19 protein-coding genes are annotated in these 19,945 nt (G+C 67.3%); 16 read left to right on the top strand and 3 right to left on the bottom strand.

Features of this window, described 5'->3' with window-relative positions; all coding sequences use genetic code 11:
- The first annotated feature begins 197 nt into the window (after positions 1 to 197).
- From ACFFN1_RS03235 to ACFFN1_RS03175, 13 genes are all read left to right on the top strand, one after another.
- On the top strand, positions 198 to 830 hold the full coding sequence (locus ACFFN1_RS03235) for a hypothetical protein (protein ID WP_376838542.1): 633 nt from the start codon (positions 198 to 200) through the stop codon (positions 828 to 830).
- Positions 830 to 1,072, top strand: a complete 243-nt coding sequence (locus tag ACFFN1_RS03230) for a helix-turn-helix domain-containing protein (RefSeq protein WP_376838541.1) — start codon at positions 830 to 832, stop codon at positions 1,070 to 1,072. The genes ACFFN1_RS03235 and ACFFN1_RS03230 overlap by 1 nt, the downstream gene beginning before the upstream one ends.
- A gap of 255 nt (positions 1,073 to 1,327) precedes the next feature.
- A complete protein-coding gene (locus ACFFN1_RS03225) occupies positions 1,328 to 1,858 on the top strand; it encodes a hypothetical protein (protein WP_376838540.1) in 531 nt (176 codons plus the stop codon).
- 163 nt (positions 1,859 to 2,021) lie between these two features.
- Positions 2,022 to 3,326: an aspartate kinase gene (locus ACFFN1_RS03220; RefSeq protein ID WP_376838539.1), complete on the top strand. Its 1,305-nt coding sequence runs from the start codon at positions 2,022 to 2,024 to the stop codon at positions 3,324 to 3,326.
- Entirely contained in the window at positions 3,323 to 4,384 is a 1,062-nt protein-coding gene (locus tag ACFFN1_RS03215; protein ID WP_376838537.1) for an aspartate-semialdehyde dehydrogenase, read from the top strand. Before ACFFN1_RS03220 ends, ACFFN1_RS03215 begins: the two co-directional genes overlap by 4 nt.
- A gap of 273 nt (positions 4,385 to 4,657) precedes the next feature.
- Entirely contained in the window at positions 4,658 to 5,905 is a 1,248-nt protein-coding gene (locus ACFFN1_RS03210; protein ID WP_376838534.1) for a metal ABC transporter solute-binding protein, Zn/Mn family, read from the top strand.
- A complete protein-coding gene (locus ACFFN1_RS03205; RefSeq protein WP_376838532.1) occupies positions 5,826 to 6,746 on the top strand; it encodes a metal ABC transporter ATP-binding protein in 921 nt (306 codons plus the stop codon). The genes ACFFN1_RS03210 and ACFFN1_RS03205 overlap by 80 nt, the downstream gene beginning before the upstream one ends.
- A 29-nt stretch (positions 6,747 to 6,775) precedes the next feature.
- On the top strand, positions 6,776 to 7,864 hold the full coding sequence (locus tag ACFFN1_RS03200; RefSeq protein ID WP_376838606.1) for a metal ABC transporter permease: 1,089 nt from the start codon (positions 6,776 to 6,778) through the stop codon (positions 7,862 to 7,864).
- A gap of 31 nt (positions 7,865 to 7,895) precedes the next feature.
- Positions 7,896 to 8,801: a metallophosphoesterase gene (locus ACFFN1_RS03195; protein ID WP_376838530.1), complete on the top strand. Its 906-nt coding sequence runs from the start codon at positions 7,896 to 7,898 to the stop codon at positions 8,799 to 8,801.
- Positions 8,802 to 9,005: 204 nt separating this feature from the next.
- Entirely contained in the window at positions 9,006 to 11,318 is a 2,313-nt protein-coding gene (locus ACFFN1_RS03190) for a transglycosylase domain-containing protein (RefSeq protein ID WP_376838528.1), read from the top strand.
- Positions 11,319 to 11,502: 184 nt separating this feature from the next.
- Complete coding sequence (gene sp36, locus ACFFN1_RS03185) at positions 11,503 to 11,658, top strand: Sp36 family protein (RefSeq protein ID WP_376838527.1); 156 nt, start codon at positions 11,503 to 11,505, stop codon at positions 11,656 to 11,658.
- 11 nt (positions 11,659 to 11,669) lie between these two features.
- Positions 11,670 to 12,155, top strand: a complete 486-nt coding sequence (locus ACFFN1_RS03180) for a RidA family protein (RefSeq protein ID WP_376838526.1) — start codon at positions 11,670 to 11,672, stop codon at positions 12,153 to 12,155.
- A gap of 175 nt (positions 12,156 to 12,330) precedes the next feature.
- The gene (locus tag ACFFN1_RS03175; protein ID WP_376838525.1) at positions 12,331 to 13,332 is read left to right on the top strand and encodes an NUDIX hydrolase; all 1,002 of its coding nucleotides are present in this window, start codon (positions 12,331 to 12,333) and stop codon (positions 13,330 to 13,332) included.
- Between the two features lie 26 nt (positions 13,333 to 13,358).
- Here the strand turns inward: ACFFN1_RS03175 and ACFFN1_RS03170 are convergent, their stop codons facing one another.
- Entirely contained in the window at positions 13,359 to 15,014 is a 1,656-nt protein-coding gene (locus tag ACFFN1_RS03170) for an HNH endonuclease signature motif containing protein (RefSeq protein WP_376838524.1), read from the bottom strand.
- Positions 15,015 to 15,405: 391 nt separating this feature from the next.
- Here ACFFN1_RS03170 and ACFFN1_RS03165 point away from each other — a divergent pair, with 391 nt between their 5' ends.
- Positions 15,406 to 16,272 (top strand): MBL fold metallo-hydrolase, encoded by an 867-nt coding sequence (locus tag ACFFN1_RS03165; protein WP_376838522.1) that lies wholly within the window; start codon positions 15,406 to 15,408, stop codon positions 16,270 to 16,272.
- Positions 16,273 to 16,540: 268 nt separating this feature from the next.
- Here the strand turns inward: ACFFN1_RS03165 and ACFFN1_RS03160 are convergent, their stop codons facing one another.
- Positions 16,541 to 17,218: a Crp/Fnr family transcriptional regulator gene (locus ACFFN1_RS03160; RefSeq protein WP_376838521.1), complete on the bottom strand. Its 678-nt coding sequence runs from the start codon at positions 17,216 to 17,218 to the stop codon at positions 16,541 to 16,543.
- A gap of 482 nt (positions 17,219 to 17,700) precedes the next feature.
- On the opposite strand from ACFFN1_RS03160, the gene nth reads away from it, so the two are divergent.
- A complete protein-coding gene (gene nth, locus ACFFN1_RS03155) occupies positions 17,701 to 18,540 on the top strand; it encodes an endonuclease III (RefSeq protein WP_376838519.1) in 840 nt (279 codons plus the stop codon).
- Entirely contained in the window at positions 18,537 to 19,244 is a 708-nt protein-coding gene (locus tag ACFFN1_RS03150; RefSeq protein ID WP_376838517.1) for an NUDIX hydrolase, read from the top strand. Before nth ends, ACFFN1_RS03150 begins: the two co-directional genes overlap by 4 nt.
- A gap of 142 nt (positions 19,245 to 19,386) precedes the next feature.
- On the opposite strand, the gene ACFFN1_RS03145 is transcribed toward ACFFN1_RS03150, so the two are convergent.
- A complete protein-coding gene (locus ACFFN1_RS03145; protein WP_376838515.1) occupies positions 19,387 to 19,794 on the bottom strand; it encodes a phage holin family protein in 408 nt (135 codons plus the stop codon).
- Positions 19,795 to 19,945 lie beyond the last annotated feature (151 nt).

Raw genomic sequence — 19,945 nt, 5'->3', positions numbered from 1 at the left:
GCCGTTTATCGACTATCGATAAGCCGAGTCCCCTTGACACCTTATCGTTTCTCGATAAGTATATTGATTGTCGATATATCGAAAGTCGATATACGCCAGGGCTCGCCAGGAGCAGCCCGCCGAAGCCGGGACCCACCGAACCCGACCAGGCGGCCGCACCTCGACAGCCGCACAGCTCACGAACCGAAGGAGTCACCGTGAACAGCGCAGCATCCGCCGGAAAGCCCACCGGTCCGGCAGCCAAGAAGCGCAACTGGTCAGGATTGGAGTTCTACCCGATCGTCGTCGTCGCCCTCGGCCTCGGCTACCGACTCACCGACCTGTTCCGCGCATTCGTCGACCGCACCTTCAATGTCAGCCTCGAACTGACCGGGAACGACACCATCACCACCCGGCTCGGCGATCACGAGGTGTTCGCCCAGGGCGTTATGAACCTCCGCCTGCCTGCCGAGGATCTGGCCGGCGCCACCCAGGGGCTCCTCATCGCAGCCGACCTCGTCGTCGTCATCGGCCTGCTGCTGGCCGGTTGGTTCGCCGTGCGCATCATCCGCCTCGTCAGTAAGGGTCTGGCCTTCGAGCGACGCACGCGGCGCGCGATCTACGGCCTGTTCTTGTCCGTCCTCGTTGCCGGATTCGTCGCTGCAGCCCTGCAGCTCCTCGGCGACAACCTCGTCATCCGCGACCTCGGCCTTGCCGACCTCCCGGTCGACAACAGCATCGGAACGGGCGTCATCTGGGGATGGCTCGGCATCCTCGGCGGCATCGGCACCATCGGCGTGCTCATCGACCGCGGCGCCCGCGTGGAGTCGGAGCTCGAAGGGGTGATCTGATGAGTGCCGCGCCGACTGTCCGCACGGTGCGCTGCCACCTCGACGAGCTGCTCACCGCCCGCAACAAGACCCTGACCGAGCTCTCCAACGAGGTGGGGGTGACCCTGGCCAATCTATCGGTGCTGAAGAACAACCGCGCGAAGGCCATCCGCTACACCACCCTCGTGGCCCTGTGCGAGGCCCTCGACTGCCAGCCCGGTGACCTCTTCACCGTCGCCGAGGTGCCGGTCACCGATTTCTGAGCCGCAGCCTCTGGGACGTCCGAGCCTCGCCCGACCACACCGCCCCCATGCCGACGCGGGATGACCCTCGCCCGGTCACACCGCCCCTTGCCGGCCCGCGCAGATCAGCGCGGGCCGGCTTGGCTGTTGCGGCGCTCGGCAGCGTTCACCGCTGCGACGCCAGGGCTTCACGCCCGAGGCGTTCGGGCAGGGTATCCTCATGGCAACCCGTTGCGGCAGCCTGCCGCGAGTGATGCGAGCTCCGGAGGTGCGTCTGTGAAGAAGAAGCACAGAGACAAACTCGGCGTGCTCGTGGTTCTGGTCGCCGCGGTGGCGCTCTTCGCCGTGATCTTCTTCCTCATCGGATATGCGCTGCCGTGGTTCTCCGAAACCGCCCGCGAGATCCCTTGGATCTCAAGCCTCGTCATCCTGGTCGGCTTCCTCATCGCTGTGCTGTGGAGGGCACGGCCGGGCTGGACGATGCGCGGCATCATCGTGCTCTTCTTCACGGTGCTGGCCGGGGCGATCCTCGACATCGCCGGCAACCCGATCCTGTATGCGCCCTATGAACAGCTGTTCCTGGAGCCCGGACAGAAGCTGCGTGGCGCGGGCCTCGTGGAGACGATCGGCGGTGAAACCCACATGACCGGGCGCACAGTCGTCGTCAACGCCGATGCCGAGGAGGTGCGCACTGTCAGCTTCTGGTTCATCGGCACCTACCGCCTCGTGTGCTACGCCATGTTCTACTCGATTCTGCTGACTGTGCTCGGCGCCTTCGCGAACCGACGCGCAAAGGCCGCGGCGTAGCCCCGGGGCCTTCCCGTAAGCAACCCAACCCTCACCTCGGGCGCGGCAGCCAGCCTCGCCGTCGTCCAGATGACGGGGGATGCCCGTGCCCCGGCGCGGCGGTGTTTACAATTGGCTGTGGCGTTGAGACCAACGCGACTGTACTCGGACGAAAGTGAGAGCCGTGAGCCTAGTTGTGCAGAAGTTCGGCGGGTCCTCCGTAGCCGATGCCGACTCCGTCAAGCGCGTGGCCAAGCGGATCGTCGAATACCGCCAGGCTGGCCACGATGTCGTCGTTGTCGTCTCGGCGATGGGTGACAGCACCGACGATCTCATCGACCTGGCCCAGGAGATCTCCCCGGTCCCGCCGGCGCGCGAGCTCGACATGCTGCTGACTGCCGGTGAGCGCATCTCGATGGCGGTGCTTGCGATGGCGATCGCCAACCTCGGCTATCACGCGCAGTCCTTCACCGGCTCCCAGGCCGGCGTCATCACCGACGAGACCTTCGGCAAGGCCCGCATCATCGACGTCACCCCCGGGCGCATCCGCTCGGCCCTCGACGACGGCAATGTCGCGATCGTCGCCGGCTTCCAGGGTGTGTCGCAGACGACGAAGAACATCACCACGCTCGGCCGCGGCGGTTCCGATACGACCGCCGTTGCGCTCGCCGCCGCGCTCGATGCCGATGTCTGCGAGATCTACTCCGACGTCGACGGCGTCTTCACCGCTGACCCGCGGATCGTGCTGAGCGCGCACAAGATCGGGCTCATCAGCTACGAGGAGATGCTGGAGATGGCCGCCTCGGGCGCGAAGATCCTCATGCTGCGCTGCGTCGAGTATGCCCGCCGCTACGGCGTGCCCGTCCACGTCCGCTCCTCGTTCTCCCAGCACCAGGGCACCTGGGTGACGGACGACCCCATTCCCGAGGCGTTCCGCACCGCACAGACTGAAGAAACGGAAGAGAAAATGGAACAGGCAATCATCTCCGGTGTCGCCCACGACCGTTCGGAGGCCAAGCTCACGATCGTCGGTGTGCCCGATATCCCGGGCAAGGCTGCTGAGATCTTCCGCACGGTCGCGAGCCAGGAGATCGACATTGACATGATCGTGCAGAACATCTCCACCCGCGACCCGGGCCGCACCGACATCTCCTTCACCCTGCCGATGGACGACGGGGCGAAGGCGATCCAGGCGCTGGAGGCCGCCAAGTCCAGCATCGGCTTCGACCACATCCAGTACGACGACCAGATCGGCAAGCTCTCGGTCGTCGGTGCGGGCATGCGCTCGCACCCGGGCGTGACGGCCACGCTGTTCGATGCGCTGGCTGAAGCCCACATCAACATCGACATGATCTCGACCTCGGAGATCCGCATCAGTGTCGTCACGAGCGCCGAGCTGCTCGACGACGCGGTGCGTGCCGCCCACACCGCCTACGGCCTCGACGCAGAGGAGACCGAGGCGATCGTCTACGGAGGGACCGGCCGATGACCGCAGCGAACCCCGCGCCGAAGGCGCTGCACATCGGCGTCGTCGGCGCCACCGGCCAGGTCGGCGAGGTGATGCGCGATCTGCTCGCCGACGACCCCGGCTTCGAGATCGCCTCGATCCGCTTCTTCGCCTCGGCCCGGTCGGCCGGCAAGGAGCTCGATTTCAAGGGCGAGACGATCGTCGTTGAGGACGCCGCGACCGCGGATCCGAGCGGCCTCGACGTGGCCCTGTTCTCCGCGGGCGGGGCGACCTCGCGGGCCCAGGCGGGCCGCTTCGCCGAGGCGGGGGTGATCGTCATCGACAACTCCTCGGCTTTCCGTTCCGATCCCGAGGTGCCGCTCGTCGTCTCCGAGGTCAACCCGGAGGCCATCGCCGAGCTGCCGAAGGGCATCATCGCCAACCCCAACTGCACGACGATGGCAGCGATGCCGGTCATCAAGGCCCTGCACGATGCGGCCGGTCTGGAGCGGATGACGGTCGCGACGTATCAGGCTGTCTCCGGCTCGGGCGTGGCCGGCGTCGCTGAGCTCACCGGCCAGGTGCGCGCTGCCGCGGATGGTGCGGAGAAGCTTGTGCGCGACGGCGCGGCGGCTGATCTCCCCGCTCCCGAGGTGTACGCCGAGCCGATCGCCTTCAACGTCCTGCCCTTGGCCGGGTCGATCGTCGACGACGGGCAGGGGGAGACGGACGAGGAGAAGAAGCTGCGCAATGAGAGCCGCAAGATCCTCGGTCTGCCGGACCTGCGCGTGGCCGGCACCTGCGTGCGCGTGCCCGTGCTCACCGGCCACAGCCTCAGCATCCATGCGGAGTTCGCGCGGGAGATCACCCCGGAGGCCGCGCGCGAGGTGCTGGCTTCGGCTGCCGGCGTAGAGCTCGCCGATGTGCCGACCCCGCTCAAGGCCGCCGGCCGCAATGCCAGCTTCGTTGGCCGGATCCGGGCGGACCAGTCCGCGCCGGAGGGCCGCGGTCTGGTGATGTTTATCTCGAACGACAACCTGCGCAAGGGCGCTGCCCTCAACACCGTGCAGATCGCCCGGCTCATCGCCGAACGCGGCTGACCGACCCCGAGGTGGGGGAGGATGGGAACCAGCCCCCGCCTCGGGAACCTGCCCCCGCCTCGGGAACCTGCCCCCGCCTCGGGTGCGGCCGGGAACCTGCCCCCGCCTCGGGCGCGGCCCGTCCTGAAGTGGTGCGCACCTTTCGAGCCTGGAACCGGCGCGGGTTCAGCAGCCGAAAAACATAAAAGAATCGCAATGAATCCATTAGCGCTTGCTTGATGTGTAGGAGTAGTCTCCCAGCTGATTGACAGTCTCAGTCTGGAAAGGAGCTTCATGCGCTCACTTCGCACTCCCGCCCTTGCCGTGCTGGCAGCCGGTTCTCTCGTCGCGCTGGCTGGTTGTGGGGATTCCGACAACGCGGCCGCTGATGGCGACTTCACGATTGTGACCTCGACGAATGTCTACGCCGACATCGTCAAGAGCGTCGTCGGTGATGCTGCCGAGGTGACGCCGGTCATCGACGATCCGTCGCAGGATCCGCACGACTATGAGGCCACTGCGCAGGACCAGCTGACGCTGTCGAAGGCGGACCTCGTCGTCGTCAACGGCGGCGGCTACGACGCCTTCATGACGACGATGCTCGAAGCTGCCGATCATGAGCCGACCGTCATCGACACCGTCTCGATCTCCGGTCTGCCGGGATCCGAGGGCGTGGAGAACGCGCCGCACGATCATGACCATGACCATGAGCATGGTGATGAGGAGGGCGCGGAAGGCCACGACCACGATCATGACCATGACCATGAGCATGGTGATGAGGAGGGCGCGGAAGGCCACGACCACGATCACGGTCATGACCATGAGCATGGTGATGAGGAGGGCGCGGAAGGCCACGACCACGATCACGGTCATGACCACGGCCACGACCACGATCACGGTCATGACCACGGCCACGACCACGATCACGGTCATGACCACGGCCACGAGCATGACCACGGCCATGACCATGACCACGGCCATGACCATGACCACGGCCATGACCACGGCGCCTTCAATGAGCACGTCTGGTACTCGGTGCCGACGATGACGAAGCTCGTCGACGAGGTCGCTTCGACACTGAGCGAAGAGCTGCCCGACGCCGCCGATGACATCAGCGCCAACGCCGATGAGTACAAGGCTGAGCTCGACGAACTGCAGTCCCAGCTCGATGAGGCGAAGGCCGAACACGAGGGTGAGAAGGCTGCCGCCACCGAGCCGATCGCGCTCTGGCTGTTCCACGACATGGGCGTGGAGAACATCACCTCGCAGGAGTTCCTCGCTGCTGTCGAGCACGGCGACGATGTGCCGCCGCTGGTGCTGAAGGAAGCCAAGGAGCAGATCAAGAACAAGGAAGTCGTCATCCTCGCCTACAACTCCCAGAACGCCGGCCCGCAGGCCGATGAGCTGAAGGCCTCGGCCGAGGACGCCGGAGTGCCGGTCGTCAACCTGGCGGAGACGATGGATGACGACGAGACATACATCGACTGGATGGGCGCCTACATCGGCGACGTCCAGGAAGCACTGGCAGGTCACGATCACTGATTCCGCACCAGCTGCCACTGCCGTAACAGGCACCCGCCCGGTCCTCGAGCTCAGCGACGCACAGCTGCGCTTCGGGGACCGGGTTCTGTGGCATAACCTCACAATCGACGTCGAGCCCGGCGAGTTCATCGCCATCCTCGGCCCCAACGGCTCGGGCAAGACCTCGCTGCTCAAAGTGCTGCTCGGGCAGTACCAGCTGCATTCCGGTTCCGTCCGCGTCAACGGCCACCGCGTGCACCGCGGCGACCCGGACATCGGCTACATCCCGCAGCAGCGCGGCATCGATGACGACACCCCGATGCGCGGCCGCGACCTCGTGCGCATGGGCCTTGACGGCCATCGCTGGGGGCCGGGCTGGTTCAACCGCGCGCGCAGCCGCAAGGTCGATGCGCTGCTCGCCGAGGTCGGCGCCGAAAGCTACGCGGATTCGCCGGTCGGGATGCTCTCCGGCGGTGAGCTCCAGCGGCTGCGCGTGGCACAGGCACTCGGCTCGGACCCGCGGCTGCTGCTGTGCGATGAGCCGCTGCTGCACCTCGACATGACGCATCAGCGCCTCGTCGCGCGCCTGCTGCACGAGAAGCGCGTCGCCCGGCAGACCGCGATTCTCTTCGTCACCCACGAGATCAACCCGATCCTGCCGTATGTCGACCGGGTCCTCTACATCGCCGGCGGCCACTTCCTCGTCGGCACGCCCGATGAGGTCATCAGCTCCGAAGCGCTGACCGAACTCTACGGCTCACCCATCGAGGTCGTGCGCGCCGGCGGGCGGGTCGTCATCGTCGGCGGAAACTCCGACTACCACCCGATCCGCCACCCCGAGCCCCCGGCCGGGGCGATCTGAGCAGAGCGAACATGACACATCTGACCGCGATGACGCACCTGGCTGCGAACACCACGCACCTGGCTGCGAACATCACGCACCTGGCTGCGAACATCCTCACCGAGTACTTCACCTTCGAGAACTACGGCGAACTCGTCGTGCTCCTGCAGAACTCGCTCATCGCCGCCGCCCTGCTCGGCGTCGTCGGCGGGCTCATCAGCGTCTTCGTCATGGCGCGCGACATCGCCTTCGCCGTCCACGGCGTCGCCGAGCTGTCCTTCGCCGGCGCCTCATTCGCCCTGCTCATCAGCTTCGATGTCGTCTACGGCTCGATCATCGGCTCGCTGCTCGCCGCACTCGTCATCGGCGTCGGCGGCGCGCGCAGCAGTGAGAAGAACACGATCACCGGTGTCCTCATGCCCTTCGGCCTGGGCCTCGGCATCCTGTTCCTGGCCCTCTACGACGGCCGCGCGGCGAACAAGTTCGGCTTGCTCACCGGCCAGATCGTGGCGATCAACGCAAGCCAGATCCGCACCCTCGTCATCTGCGCGATCATCGTCCTCATGGTGCTGCTGATTGTCTGGCGGCCCCTCACCTTCGCAAGCATCGACCCGGCCGTCGCCCGCGCCAAAGGCGTCCCGGTCACCGCGCTGACGATCATCTTCATGCTCGCCCTCGGCCTCGCCGTGGCGCTGTCCGTGCAGGTGGTGGGCGTGCTGCTGGTGCTCGCCCTGCTCGTCACCCCGGCGGCTGCGGCGACCCAGGTTTCGGCCTCCCCGATCCTCGTGCCGGTGCTGTCGATGGCCTTCGCCGTCACCGCCTCGGTCGGCGGCATCCTCATCGCCCTCGGCTCGCCGGTCGTGCCGATCAGTCCCTTCGTCACGACGATCAGCTTCCTCATCTACCTCATCTGCCGCCTCATCGGCCGCCGCCGCAAATCGCGCCACACCCGCGCCCGCATCCGCCGCGAGGCGGATATCCACCGCCACCCCTCCCTCACCGGGCCCGAGGCGGGGGTCGCCGGGGCTGCCGCGGAACGTTCCGCCGCCGAGGAGGCGGTCGCCGGGGCGGGCCCCGCCTCGGGTGCCGAGCCTTCCATCGCCGAGGCGGGTCCCACCTCGGGAGCGGAGCCGCGCTGACCGTTCGCCCGGCGGCGCTAGGATAGGGCAGATGAATCGAAGCTTAGCCACCACGATCACTGCTGCCGGCGCTGTCGGGGCGATCGGCTTAGCCGGGGCTGTGTGGGCCGCCGGCATCGAGCCGACGCTCTTCCGCATCCGCCGCAGCACCCTGCCGGTGCTGCCCGCCGGAGCCGAGGATCTGCGCGTTCTGCACATCTCCGATCTGCACCTGTGCCCATGGCAGAAGCGCAAGATGGCGTGGGTGTCGCAGCTGGCGGAGCTGGAGCCGGACCTCGTCGTCAACACCGGCGACAACCTCTCGGCGCCGATGCTCGAGGAGCTGCTCGACGTCTATGCTGGGCTGCTCGATGTGCCCGGGGTGTTCGTGCTCGGCTCAAACGACTTCTATGCCCCGCAGCTGAAGAATCCGCTGCGGTACCTGCAGGCACCGTCGGAGGTGAAGCATTCGACGAAGAACGCCGCCATGCCGACGCTCGAACTCGTCGACGCCTTCGCCGAGCGCGGCTGGATGTTCCTCGACAACCGTGATGCCGAGCTCGAGCTGCGCGGCACCCGGATCGCCTTCGCCGGGACCGGGGATGCGCATATGGACAGGGATCGGATCGATGAGCAGTGGCCGCGCTTCGACTCCACCGAGGCCGATCTGCGGATCGGGGTGACCCATGCGCCGTACCTGCGGGTGCTCGATGCCTTCGCTGCTGCCGGCGCCGACCTCGCCTTCGCCGGCCACACCCACGGCGGGCAGCTGTGCGTGCCGTTCTACGGGGCGCTCGTGACCAACTGCGATCTGCCGCCGCGGCATGCCAAGGGCGTCTTCGACTATGCGGGAATGACGGTGAATGTCTCGGGCGGACTCGGCTTCTCGCCGTTCGCTCCCGTGCGCTTCGCCTGCCCGCCCGAGGTCTCCCTCCTCACGCTGACCGCCCGCACCTGAGCGGCCGGGCGGGGACTGTCGCATCGGGAACGGCTGAGCCGCCTCGGGAACGGGCGCGACGCATCGGGGACGGTTGCGCCGCCTCGGGAACGGTTGCGCCGCCTCGGGAACGGGCGCGGCGCCTCGGGAACGGAACAAAAGTGCGCCGAACCGCTGGGCGGTTCCTGAAGAAGCCGACTTGCGTCCTTCGTTAGAATAATTCGCATGGTGTCTTCTGTCTCGGAATCATCCCCCAACAAGGTTGCGGCACTCTTCCAGTTCATCGCCGTCAGCGTCATCGCGGGCGTGGTCGGTGCCGGTCTGGCGATCCCGTCCGTCGGCGTGGCGTCGATGGGCGCCGATGCCGGCGTGGAGCTGTTCAGCGCCCTGCCGGCCGAACTCGAAGAGCGTCCGCTCGCCGAGCAGTCGCGTATGCTCGCGGCCGACGGTTCGGAGATCGCGACCTTCTACTGGCAGAACCGCCGGGAGGTCGCGCTCGACGACATCTCCGAGCGCATGCAGGAAGCCACGGTCTCCGTTGAGGACGAGCGGTTCTTCGAGCACGGCGGCGTCGACCTGCAGGGCATTGCGCGTGCAGCGATCTACAACCTGCTCTCCGAGGACACCCAGGGCGGTTCGACGCTGACGCAGCAGTACGTCAAGAACGTGCTGTCCGAGAACGCCAATGCAGAAGACGAGAACAACCGCGAGGCCATCGCCGAGGCGACCGAGAGCTCGGGTGCGGCCGGTTATGCGCGCAAGATGCGTGAGGCGAAGCTCGCTGCCGCGGTGGAGAAGAAGTACGAGAAGCACGAGATCCTCAACCGCTATCTCAACATCAACAACTACTCCGGTACGCCGCGTGTGTACGGCGTTGAGGCGGCAGCGCACCGCTACTGGGGAATCCCGGCGAAGGAGCTCAACCTCCAGCAGGCGGCGACCCTGGCCGGCGTTGTGAAGAACCCGGCGGCCTTCAACCCGCAGACCAAGCCGGAGAACACGATCGAACGCCGCAATGTGGTGCTCGGCCTCATGCTCAAGCAGGGCAAGATCACGCAGGAGGAGTACGACGAGGCGAGCCAATCCGACCTCGACCTCGATATCCACGAGACCCCGAACGGCTGCGCGGCTGCGGGGAACAAGGGCTACTTCTGTGACTATGTGCAGCGCGTCATCGAGAACGATCCGATCTTCGGTGAGACGACGGAGGAGCGCCGCAATCTGCTGCAGCGCGGCGGCCTGACGATCACGACGACTCTGGAGCCGAAGCTGCAGGACCAGGCGGACAAAGCTGTCAAGAAGCGCGTGCCGGTCGGTGATCCCTCGGGAGCCGGTCATACGGCGGTGACTGTGGAGCCGGGCAGCGGCAAGGTGCTGGCGATGGCGCAGAACCGCAACTACACGGCGTCTGAGGGTGAGAAGGGCACCGATACCCAGATCAACTTCAACGTCGACAACTCCCACAACGGCGCCAACGGCTTCCAGGTGGGTTCGACGTGGAAGCCGTTCGTGCTGACGGAATGGCTGAAGGAAGGCAAGACGCTCGGTTCGACGGTGAACGCCTCGAAGCGCGAGTACTCCGCCTCGTCGTGGAAGTACAACGGCTGTGACAACAACGGCGCGAAGTGGAACCCGAACAACGCCGGTGACGGCGCCGGCAGCTCCTCGATGTCGGCGCTGGACGCGACCCGCAAGTCGGTCAACACCGGTTATGCGGCGATGGCGAACCAGCTCGATATGTGCGGCATCATGAAGACCGCCACCGACCTGGGCATCAAGTACGGAAACGGCTCGCCGCTGGACACCAAGCTCAAAGACGGCACGACGGATGCCCTCAAGCCGGCCTCGGTGCTGGGCATCGTGCAGGTTGCGCCGATCGATATGGCCAGCGCCTACGCCGTGTACTCCGCTGGCGGCACCTACTGCCGTCCGACGCCGATCACCGAGATCAAGGATTCGGAGGGCGAGAAGGTCGACATCCCGCAGGCCGACTGCAAGCGGGTGCTCGACAAGGAGGTCGCCGATGCGGTGGCCTGGGCGCTGTCGCAGACCTTCAACGGCGGCACCACCTCGTCGCTGAAGATCGGTGCGCCGGCGGGTGCGAAGACCGGTACGACGAACTTCGAGGTCGGCTCGACCTGGCTCGTCGGCTTCACCCGGACGCTGTCGACTGCGGTGTGGACCGGCGACCCGGACCGCAACCGCGACTGGCGCAAGAACTCTAAGGGCAAGGTCCGCGGCCGCGTCTACGGTGCGACGATCTCCGGCCAGACCTGGCGGGAGTACATGTCGTCGGCGGTCAAGGAGACGAAGGGCAACACCTCCTTCGCCAAGCCGAAGGGCACCAGCACTGACAACAGCAAGAGCAGCAACAACAGAAGTGGTGGCAGCCGCGGCGGCGGCGGAAACGGCGGCGGCGGAAACGGCGGCGGCGGTAACGGCGGCGGCGGTGGCAGCCGCGGCGGCGGCGGTAACGGCGGCGGCGGCGGTAACGGCGGCGATGACGGCGGAGACGAGCCGCCATCGCTCGGCGGCTGATCGCGTGGCCTGACAGAGGCGGTGCAGGATTCGATCCTGCGCCGCCTCTGTGCGTCTGGTGGGGCCGCTGCTCCGGAGACGGCTGGGCCCTTCACCGGCAGAGGGGAGAGCCGCCTCGGGAGCGGTAGCCGCGGCCGCGGTGGCTGAACTACGCTGAGAGCAGTCGAACAGAAAGGGCTCGCACATGCAGAAGTGGGAGTATGTCACCGTACCGCTCATCGTCCACGCCACGAAGCAGATCCTCGATCAGTGGGGCGAGGAAGGCTACGAGCTCGTTCAGGTCATCCCCGGCCCCGATGGCAACGGCCTCGTGGCATACCTCAAGCGTCCGAAGGCATAAGGAGAAAGCACATGGCACGGATTGAACAGCAGCTGGAGAAGCTCGGCGTCACCCTTCCCGAGGTGGCGAAGCCGGCGGGTGCGTATGTCCCGGCCGTGCAGTCGGGCGAGTACGTGTACACCTCCGGGCAGCTCCCGTTCGTCGATGGCGAGCCGCAGGTCACCGGCAGGCTCGGTGATGGTATGAGTGTCGAGGACGGCTATGAGGCTGCGAAGATCGCGGCTGTCAACGCCCTTGCGGCGATCAAGTCGGTCATCGGTGATCTCGATGATGTCGAGCAGGTCGTCAAGGTCGTCGGGTTCGTCAACTCGGCGGCGGACTTCACTGATCACCCGAAGGTCATCAACGGGGCTTCGGAGTTCCTGGGTGAGGTCTTCGGAGCGCGCGGCAAGCATGCCCGCAGTGCTGTCGGCGTCGCCGCGCTGCCGATGGGCACCCCGGTCGAGGTCGAGATGATCGTCAAGGTTCGGTCGTCGGAGACGAAGCCGGGCCTGTGATCGACGGGATCGCAGGGCTGGCTGGTCGGCTGGTTGCGGGTCCGGTTGCTGGTCGGACGGCCGGGCTGGTTGCGGGTCGGACGGCCGGGCTGGTTGCGGGTCGGACGGCCGGGCTGGTTGCGGGTCGATGAGTCCGCATCGACTGAGACGGGAACGCCCGGCTCGAGAGCTGCCGGTGTCGCAGGATCTTGCGCACCTGCTCAATCTCTTCGAGTCGGGCGAAACCACGCCGACTCCTGCCGTGCCGACGCCGGCCGCGGCAGTGGTGTGCGTGCGCGACACTCCTGGCGGGATCCAGGTGTTCGTGACGCGGCAGGCCGATGCGCCGGGGCTGACCGAGAAGAACCGGTGGGCCTTTCCGATTGCGGAGCTGCATCCGGATGACATCCACCATCTGCCGCTGGCGGTGTGGGATGCGCAGAAGTGTGCGCGCATGCTGCGGATGGACAACTCGACGAAGGCGCTGAACTACTTCGCCACTGCTGCTCGGGCGGCGCTTGAGCTGCTGGGTGTGCTGCTGGCTGAGGACGTCGACGGCCGCATCATCTCCTCAACCGATACCCCGCTGTGGGAGGAGAGTCGGCGCAAGCTCGTGACCGGGAAGAAGACCCTGGGGCAGCTGATGAGCGAGCGCGACCTCAAGGTGCGCTTGGATCTGCTCTCGCCGTGGATGCGGTGGGTCAACACGCGCTGGCAGCTGCGTCGGCACGATGTCATCTACTTCATCTGCGCGGTGCCGCATGGGCAGACGGTGTCGTTCCGCTCTGCCAATGAGTCGTGGGGTGGCTGGATGACCCCAGCTGCCGTGCTTGAGAGCGCTGGACAGGCTGGAGCGGGGAAGCTTGCAGCCAGCCAGGCTGGAAAAGGGCAGGCCGGAAAAGGGCAGGCCGGAAAAGGGCAGGCTGGAGTCGAGCAGGGCGATGCTGACTACATTTCAGCATCGACACGGCTCGTCTGCGAGAGCCTGGCAGAGACCCCGACCGTGGGCTCGGCAATGGCGCGCGTGCGCGACGTGTCTCCGATCCTGCCGGAGATCGTCAGGCACGACGACCAGTGGTGGGTCTCGCTTTCGGATCGGGCTGATCCGTCCGAACGCGGCCAGGTGCGGGACGTCGAGAAGATCGTTGCCGAATCTGATCTGGAGTACAGCGTCGGGCTGCTCAGCTCAGAAGACTGACAGGCCTCGCGCCTCGGCCCGGTGCCTCAGTCGGGGAAGAGCGTGTCGGGATCGTGGAGTTCGGCGCGGAAGCGCGAGTGGAAGATCGGCCGCTGATCTCGGTCGAGTGTCTGCGGAGGTATCCATGCCGGAAATCCGTTGAGCATCACCGATCGCCAGCCGTGTTTCTCGTGCCATCCATGATGGAACCGACACAGCAGTGTCAGATTGTCGAGATCCGTTGGCCCGCCGTGCCGGTGGGCGCGCATATGGTGTGCTTCGCACCATCCGACCGGGATATCGCAGTCAGGGAAGCTGCAGCCGCGGTCGCGGGCCTTGAGCAGTGTCATCTGCGTTGGCGTCGCGAACCGCGCTTCCGTGCGCACCCGCACCTCGCGCGTGCCCGGCGCCGTCGATGCGTAGTAGAACCGGCCGCCGGGAGACAGCTGGAGGACATCTTCCAGCCGGGTGTGGCCGCCAGCGGCCTCGACCTCGCCTTCACCTCGTGCCACTTGGTCGGCGGTTGCCGTGACGACAAGCGCATAGGAGCCTGCGCCGGTCGGTTCGCACGCGCCGCGGGTGATGAGCACTGAGAAGCGGTCATGCCGTCTGGCGCCATCGGGCCGGCTGTCGTCGAAGATCTGCGCAACCGTCGGGCTGCCGTTGGCGTGGGCAGCGTTGGGCCGGCATCCCTCGTCCGTCCATGAGTCTGCGAACGGTGCCGGGGCCGGCGGGCCGGCCGAAGCGCCATCCGCATCGAGGAACCCAAATCCAGTCGCATCCAGGTGTTCGCGCGGCTGGGCTCCCGCGGCTGCGCCGGTTCCCGGAGCCTCGGGTGCGGTTCCGGCGTCGGTTCCCGGCACCTCGGGCGCGGTGGTCTCACCCGTGCCAGCCCCGGCGCCGCGGACGGCGTCGACGATCTGGGCGGGGTTCTGGCTGCGGTTGGTCAGCAGCGCGTTGAGGGTCAGACCGGTGGTGGAATCGAGGAGCCCGCGCAGGATCCAGTCGCCGTTGGCCTTCTGATTGACGGTGACGAAGTAGTCGTTCGGGTGGCTGGGCTCGGTGGCGAGCCTGCCATCGGGATCGAGATAGCCGCGGATGCGATTGCCGAGCACGCGGAACTCCTCCACGCGCAGCGACGGAGCGTTCTCCAGCAACACCCGCTCGACGGCCGGCTCATACTCCGCGCGCACCTGCGGTGGCAGGGAATCGACCTGCTTCATGATCGCCTGGGTCTGATCCACAGATATCGTCCCCGCCTGCAGACAGTCAGCGACATGGGGCAGCCGCGCCGGAATGGACTCGCCGGTTGCGGTGCGCTCGCCGGTCAGCGTGCGCGCCATCGAGAGCCGGCGGCGCGCCTCGTGCGAGGTGATGCGCATCCGCTGCTTCAACAGCGCCGGAAGTTTGCGCACGCCGTACCGGCTCGGCTCGATCTGCTCTGTCATCAGGCGCGTGCTGCGCGCGGTAGCGGCTTCGAGCTTGCGTCGGACGAGCTCGAGGCCCTTGCCGATGGCGAAGGCGGCAGCGCTGTCGACGGCGGCGTTGTCGGTCATCGTGGAGCTGGCGGAATCGAGCGCATCGATCGCGGACAGTACCTCGGGGCAGTGCATCTTCAGCTGCTCGATATCGGCAGCATCGAGGAACTCCGGGTGCGCCTCACCGGGCTGCATGTTCGCTGACGAAACAGAATCGGCGGTCATGGGGATCACCTCCTTTGGTGGTTGTGCTTCCACGCTAGATGGAGGCACGGACAACGCTCGCCTGCAAACAGCTCCAAAACGTTGTTATCCACACCGATGTACGACGATTTCGCGGTATCGCCCCAGGTCAGGGGATTAGAAAAAAGTTTCTAAAAATTTTTCCCGAAGCGGTGCGGACTGGCCGTCGCGGCCGGGTTAGCGGCCGTGCCCGAGGTGGTGCGCGGCTGGGATCGGGGCCGTTCCCGAGGTGGTGTTCACCGATTGTGGCGGGCTTCCGATGCGGTGGCCGTGCCGGTCGCTAGAGTGGAATGAACATCCCGGCCCGCCTCGGCCGGAACCGGAACCATCAGCACCACCTGGACCACTGCCGCGCTCGGCATGGAAGGCGACGATGCCCCCGCAGAACCCACAGAACCCGCAGAACCCACAGAACCCGCAGAGCCCACAGAACCTGCAGAACCCACAGAACCCACAGAACCCGCAGGCCACTCAAGTCGTTCGGATCACCGCAGACAACCCCTCGGCGATGACGCTCGACGGGACGAATACATACCTGCTCACCAGCGCAGACGACAGATCGGCCCTGCTCATCGATCCGGGCCCGAAGCTTCCCGCGCACCGACAGAACATCCTCGACGCGATCGGCGACCGCCGGCTGAATGCGATCGTCTTCACGCACCGCCACGCTGATCACACCGAGCTGTTCCACACCGTCAGCGAATGGGCTCCCGACGCTGCCTGCCACGCGGTGCTGCCGGAGTTCTGCCGCGGTGCCGAGCCGCTGGTGGATGGCCAGCAGCTGGTGTTCGGGCCTGCGCCGCAAGATGTCGCGACGGTCCTCGCGACCCCCGGCCACACCTCGGACTCGGTGAGCCTGCTGTTCGGCACCACGCTCTTCACCGGCGACACCGTTCTAGGGGAGGGGACGACGATGATCGCGCATCCCGAGGGATCGCTGGGCGACTTCATGCGCAGTCTTGAGCGGATGCGGAGTCTCATCGAAGAGGGGCGTGTGCAGCGCATCGAGCCGGCGCACGGGCCGGCGCGCGAGGATGTGGCAGCCCTCGTCGACTACTACATTGCGCATCGACAGCAGCGCATCGACCAGGTGCGTGGGCTGCTGACCAGCGGATTCAGGTCAGATGAGGAGATCTGCGACGAGGTCTACGCCGATGTGCCTGACTCGGTGCGCCCGGCGGCCCTGCAGATCGTGCGCGCGCAGCTGGCATACATCGGCGAACTCGATCGGGCCGACTGACCCCAGGTGCCGCGGCATGTCGCGAGGGCCGTGCCCGAGGCGCCGGGCACGTTCCGTGTGCCTGCCCCGGCCGCGTCGTTCCCGCTCAGCCGCGCCCGAGGCGCCGGGCGCCAGACAGCAGAACGCCCGGACAGCAGGTGTCCGGGCGTTCGAAGCCGGTTTCGGGCTGGCGCCGCCGCGCAGCGGGGCACCTGGCCCCAGCGCCGCCGCGCAGCGGGGCACCTGGCCCCCAGCGCCGCCGCGCAGCGGGGCTACCAGGCACCGCCGCTCAATGTGCGCGGTTGCTCAGGCGCTCCTGGTCGAGGATGACGACGGCACGAGCCTCCAGGCGCAGCCAACCGCGGGCAGCGAAATCCGCGAGGGCCTTGTTGACGGTCTCGCGCGAGGCGCCCACTAGCTGGGCGAGCTCCTCCTGCGTCAGATCGTGGGCGACGAGGATGCCGTCCGGGCCCTGCTTGCCGAAGCGCTGAGCGAGGTCGAGCAGCGCCTTCGCGACGCGGCCGGGGACATCGGAGAACACGAGGTCGCCGACGGTGTCATTGGTGCGGCGCAGACGCTGAGCCAGGGCGCGCAGCAGGTTCATCGCAGCCTGCGGGCGGTCCTTGAGCCAGGTCATGAGGTCGTTGTGTTCCAGGCTCAGCAGCTCGGTCTGGGACACAGCGGTCACCGTCGTCGAGCGGGTGCCCGGATCGAACAGGGTCAGCTCGCCGATCATCTCACCAGGGCCGACGACAGAAAGCAGATTCTCGCGCCCATCCGGCGATTCGCGGCCGACCTTGAGCTTGCCGCTGGAGACGATGTAGAGCTCGTTGCCGGAATCTCCCTCGCGGAACAGCACGGTGCCGCGGCGCAGGCTGCGCGGCTTCATGAACTTCAGCAACGCGCTCGTCGACTCGTCATCAAGGCCTGCGAAAAGCGTGGCATTCCGGACTACTTCGATATCCACAATTTCCTCCTGAGGGTTCCCTCGAATCATCACGTTCGTCGCTGATGTGTCTCACCGCACACCTTACTGGATGCCGCGCACAGCGTCATGCCGTGCGAGCGGCTACCCGCGCGTAACGCCCCAGAGATCGTAACAGGCGGATCGGCCGCGCTCTTCCTGCTGGGCGTGCTGCGGGGCAGAGTTCTCCACGAGCTGAAACGGCCCGTTCCCGAGGTGGCGCCCGGCTCCCGAGGTGGCGCCCGGCTCCCGAGGTGGCGCCCGGCTCCCGAGGTCGCTGCCCGGCTCCCGAGGCGACCCCGCCTCGGGCGCGGAAAGCAACCCCCGCCTCGGGCGCGGAAAGCAACCCCCGCCTCGGGCGCGGAAGGCGACCCGCGCCTCGGGCACGAAGGCAGCCCCGCCTCGGGCGCGAAGGCAGCCCCGCCTCGGGCGCGGGAAGCGAGGTGCGGACCTGGGTGTCACGGCGAGTGGATAGGGTTGGGGGCATGCTGAGTGTCGCTGAGAAGAGTGCGCGCCGGTTTGCCAAGGAGACGCCGCTGGGGCGGACGCGGCGGGCGCGGAAGATCCACCGGATCCTCGCCGAGGTGTACCCGAATGCGCGGTGCGAGCTCGACTTCGAGACGCCGTTCCAGCTGCTCGTCGCCACCGTGCTGTCGGCGCAGACGACCGATATCCGCGTCAACTCCGTGACCCCTGGGCTGTTCGCGGCCTTCCCCGATGCCGAGTCGCTCGCCCACGCCCGGATCGAGGACGTCGAGCAGCTCATTCGCTCGACCGGGTTCTATCGCTCGAAGGCCAAGAACATCGTGCGGCTGGCCGGTGAGCTCGTCGAACGCTTCGGCGGGGAGGTGCCGGCGAGCCAGAAGGACCTCGTGAGCCTGCCGGGAACCGGCGTCAAGACGGCCAACGTCGTGCTCGGCAACGCCTTCGACATCCCCGGCCTCACGGTCGATACGCACCTGGGCCGGCTGTCGCGCCGGATGGGGTTCACCACGCATGAGGATCCGGCGAAGGTCGAGGCCGATGTGGTGGCCCTCTTCCCCAAGAAGGACCTGACGCTGCTGTCGCACCGGATGATCTTCCACGGCCGGCGGATCTGCCATTCGCGGCGGCCGGCCTGCGGCGCCTGCCCGATCGCCAAGCTGTGCCCGAGCTTCGGGATCGGCGAGCTCGACCCGGTCAAAGCCGAGAAGATGCTGCGCTTCGAGATGGCGCCCAAGGCCGAGGTGGAGCCTGAGGCGGCTGCGTCAAAGGCTGAGGCGACCGCGCCCGAGGCGGGGCGCACCTCCCAGCCGGGACCGGCGCCTCGGGAGGGGCGGGCGTGAGTCTGTGGGTGCCCGGGCCCGGTGACCCGGCCCGCACCGCGCTTGAGCGGCTGGCGGCCTCCGGCGGCAATGAGAAGTGGCTGCGGCGCGGGCAGAAGAAGGACGACAAGCCGGTGCGCGATGCCTCTGTGCTCATGCTGTTCGGCCGTGGCCAGCAGCCGCGCACTCCCGGCGGTCAGCGCGAGCACGAACGGCTCTCCCGCCTTGGCGTCGCCGATGTCGATGTGCTCCTGCTGCAGCGCTCGGCGAACCTGCGCCACCATCCCAATCAGGTGGCCTTTCCTGGCGGCGGGCGCGACCCGGAGGACGCTGATGAGATCGCGGCGGCCCTGCGCGAGGCGGAAGAGGAGACCGGGCTCGACCCGGATGGGGTGGAGATCGTCGGCACCCTCGACCCGCTTTACATTCCGGTCAGCTCCTTCGAAGTGACCCCGGTGGTCGCATGGTGGCAGCACCCGACGAATGTGTGGGCTGTGGATCGCGGGGAGTCGGCGAGCGTCTACCGCGTGCCGGTCGCCGATCTCGTCGCTCCGGAGAACCGCGGCACCTTCGCCGCTCCGGACCGGTCCTATGTCACCCCGGCCTTCGACGTCGGCGTGCTGCGCGTATGGGGCTTCACTGCCGCGCTGCTGGAGTTCGCGCTCGACGAGATGGGGTGGGCGCGCGACTGGGATCGCGCCGCCCGGATCGACATCGAGCTCTGAGCTGCAGGCCGCTCTGCTGGCTGCTGGGTCTGTGGGGGCGCGGCACACGCCCGCCGCGCCGAGCCCGGCGGCCCCAGCACACGACTGAAGCCTGCGTCCACACGTGGGGATGCAGGCTTCAGCCAGTGGTTCAGTCGGTGCCTCAGACGCGCGGGCCGGAGGGGTTGGTGAGCGCCCGCCTGATGGCATTGAGTGCGGACTTGCCGGAGCTGATCGCCGACTGCGGGGTCGGGTTGCCGTTCTTGAGGAACGGCACTGCGACGCCGACGAGGATGAGCGCGAGGACGAGGAAGATGCCGAACACGACGAGCGCGCTCAGCCACCACGACAGGCCGACGGCTTCGTGGAAGACGGCGACGAGCAGGAAGGTGATGACGAGCGAGCCGAGGAACAGCAGGAACAGGGCGACGATCGCCAGACCGGCGCCGATGCCGAGCTTCTTGGCGCCGTCGGTGGCTTCGGCCTTCGCGAGTGCCGTCTCTTCCTGGACGAGCGCCTGGCCATCAGCTTGGATGTCTTTGATGAGCTGGGAGATCGACCGCTCGGACATGCTGGCTCCTTCATAGGTGCGTCAGTGGGTACAGCTGCTGGACTCTAGCCTAATGCGTTCTGCCGGGCTGACAAACGACCGGGCGCGCGGACCGCGCCGAAACGCGGATCGGCGGCCCGCACCGGATGCTTCCGGCACGGGCCGCCGCTCC

Source organism: Brevibacterium otitidis, assembly GCF_042429315.1.
GTDB lineage: Bacteria > Actinomycetota > Actinomycetes > Actinomycetales > Brevibacteriaceae > Brevibacterium > Brevibacterium otitidis.
Note: the sequence above shows the minus strand (reverse complement) of the source record. Positions and strands in the feature narration are given on the sequence as shown.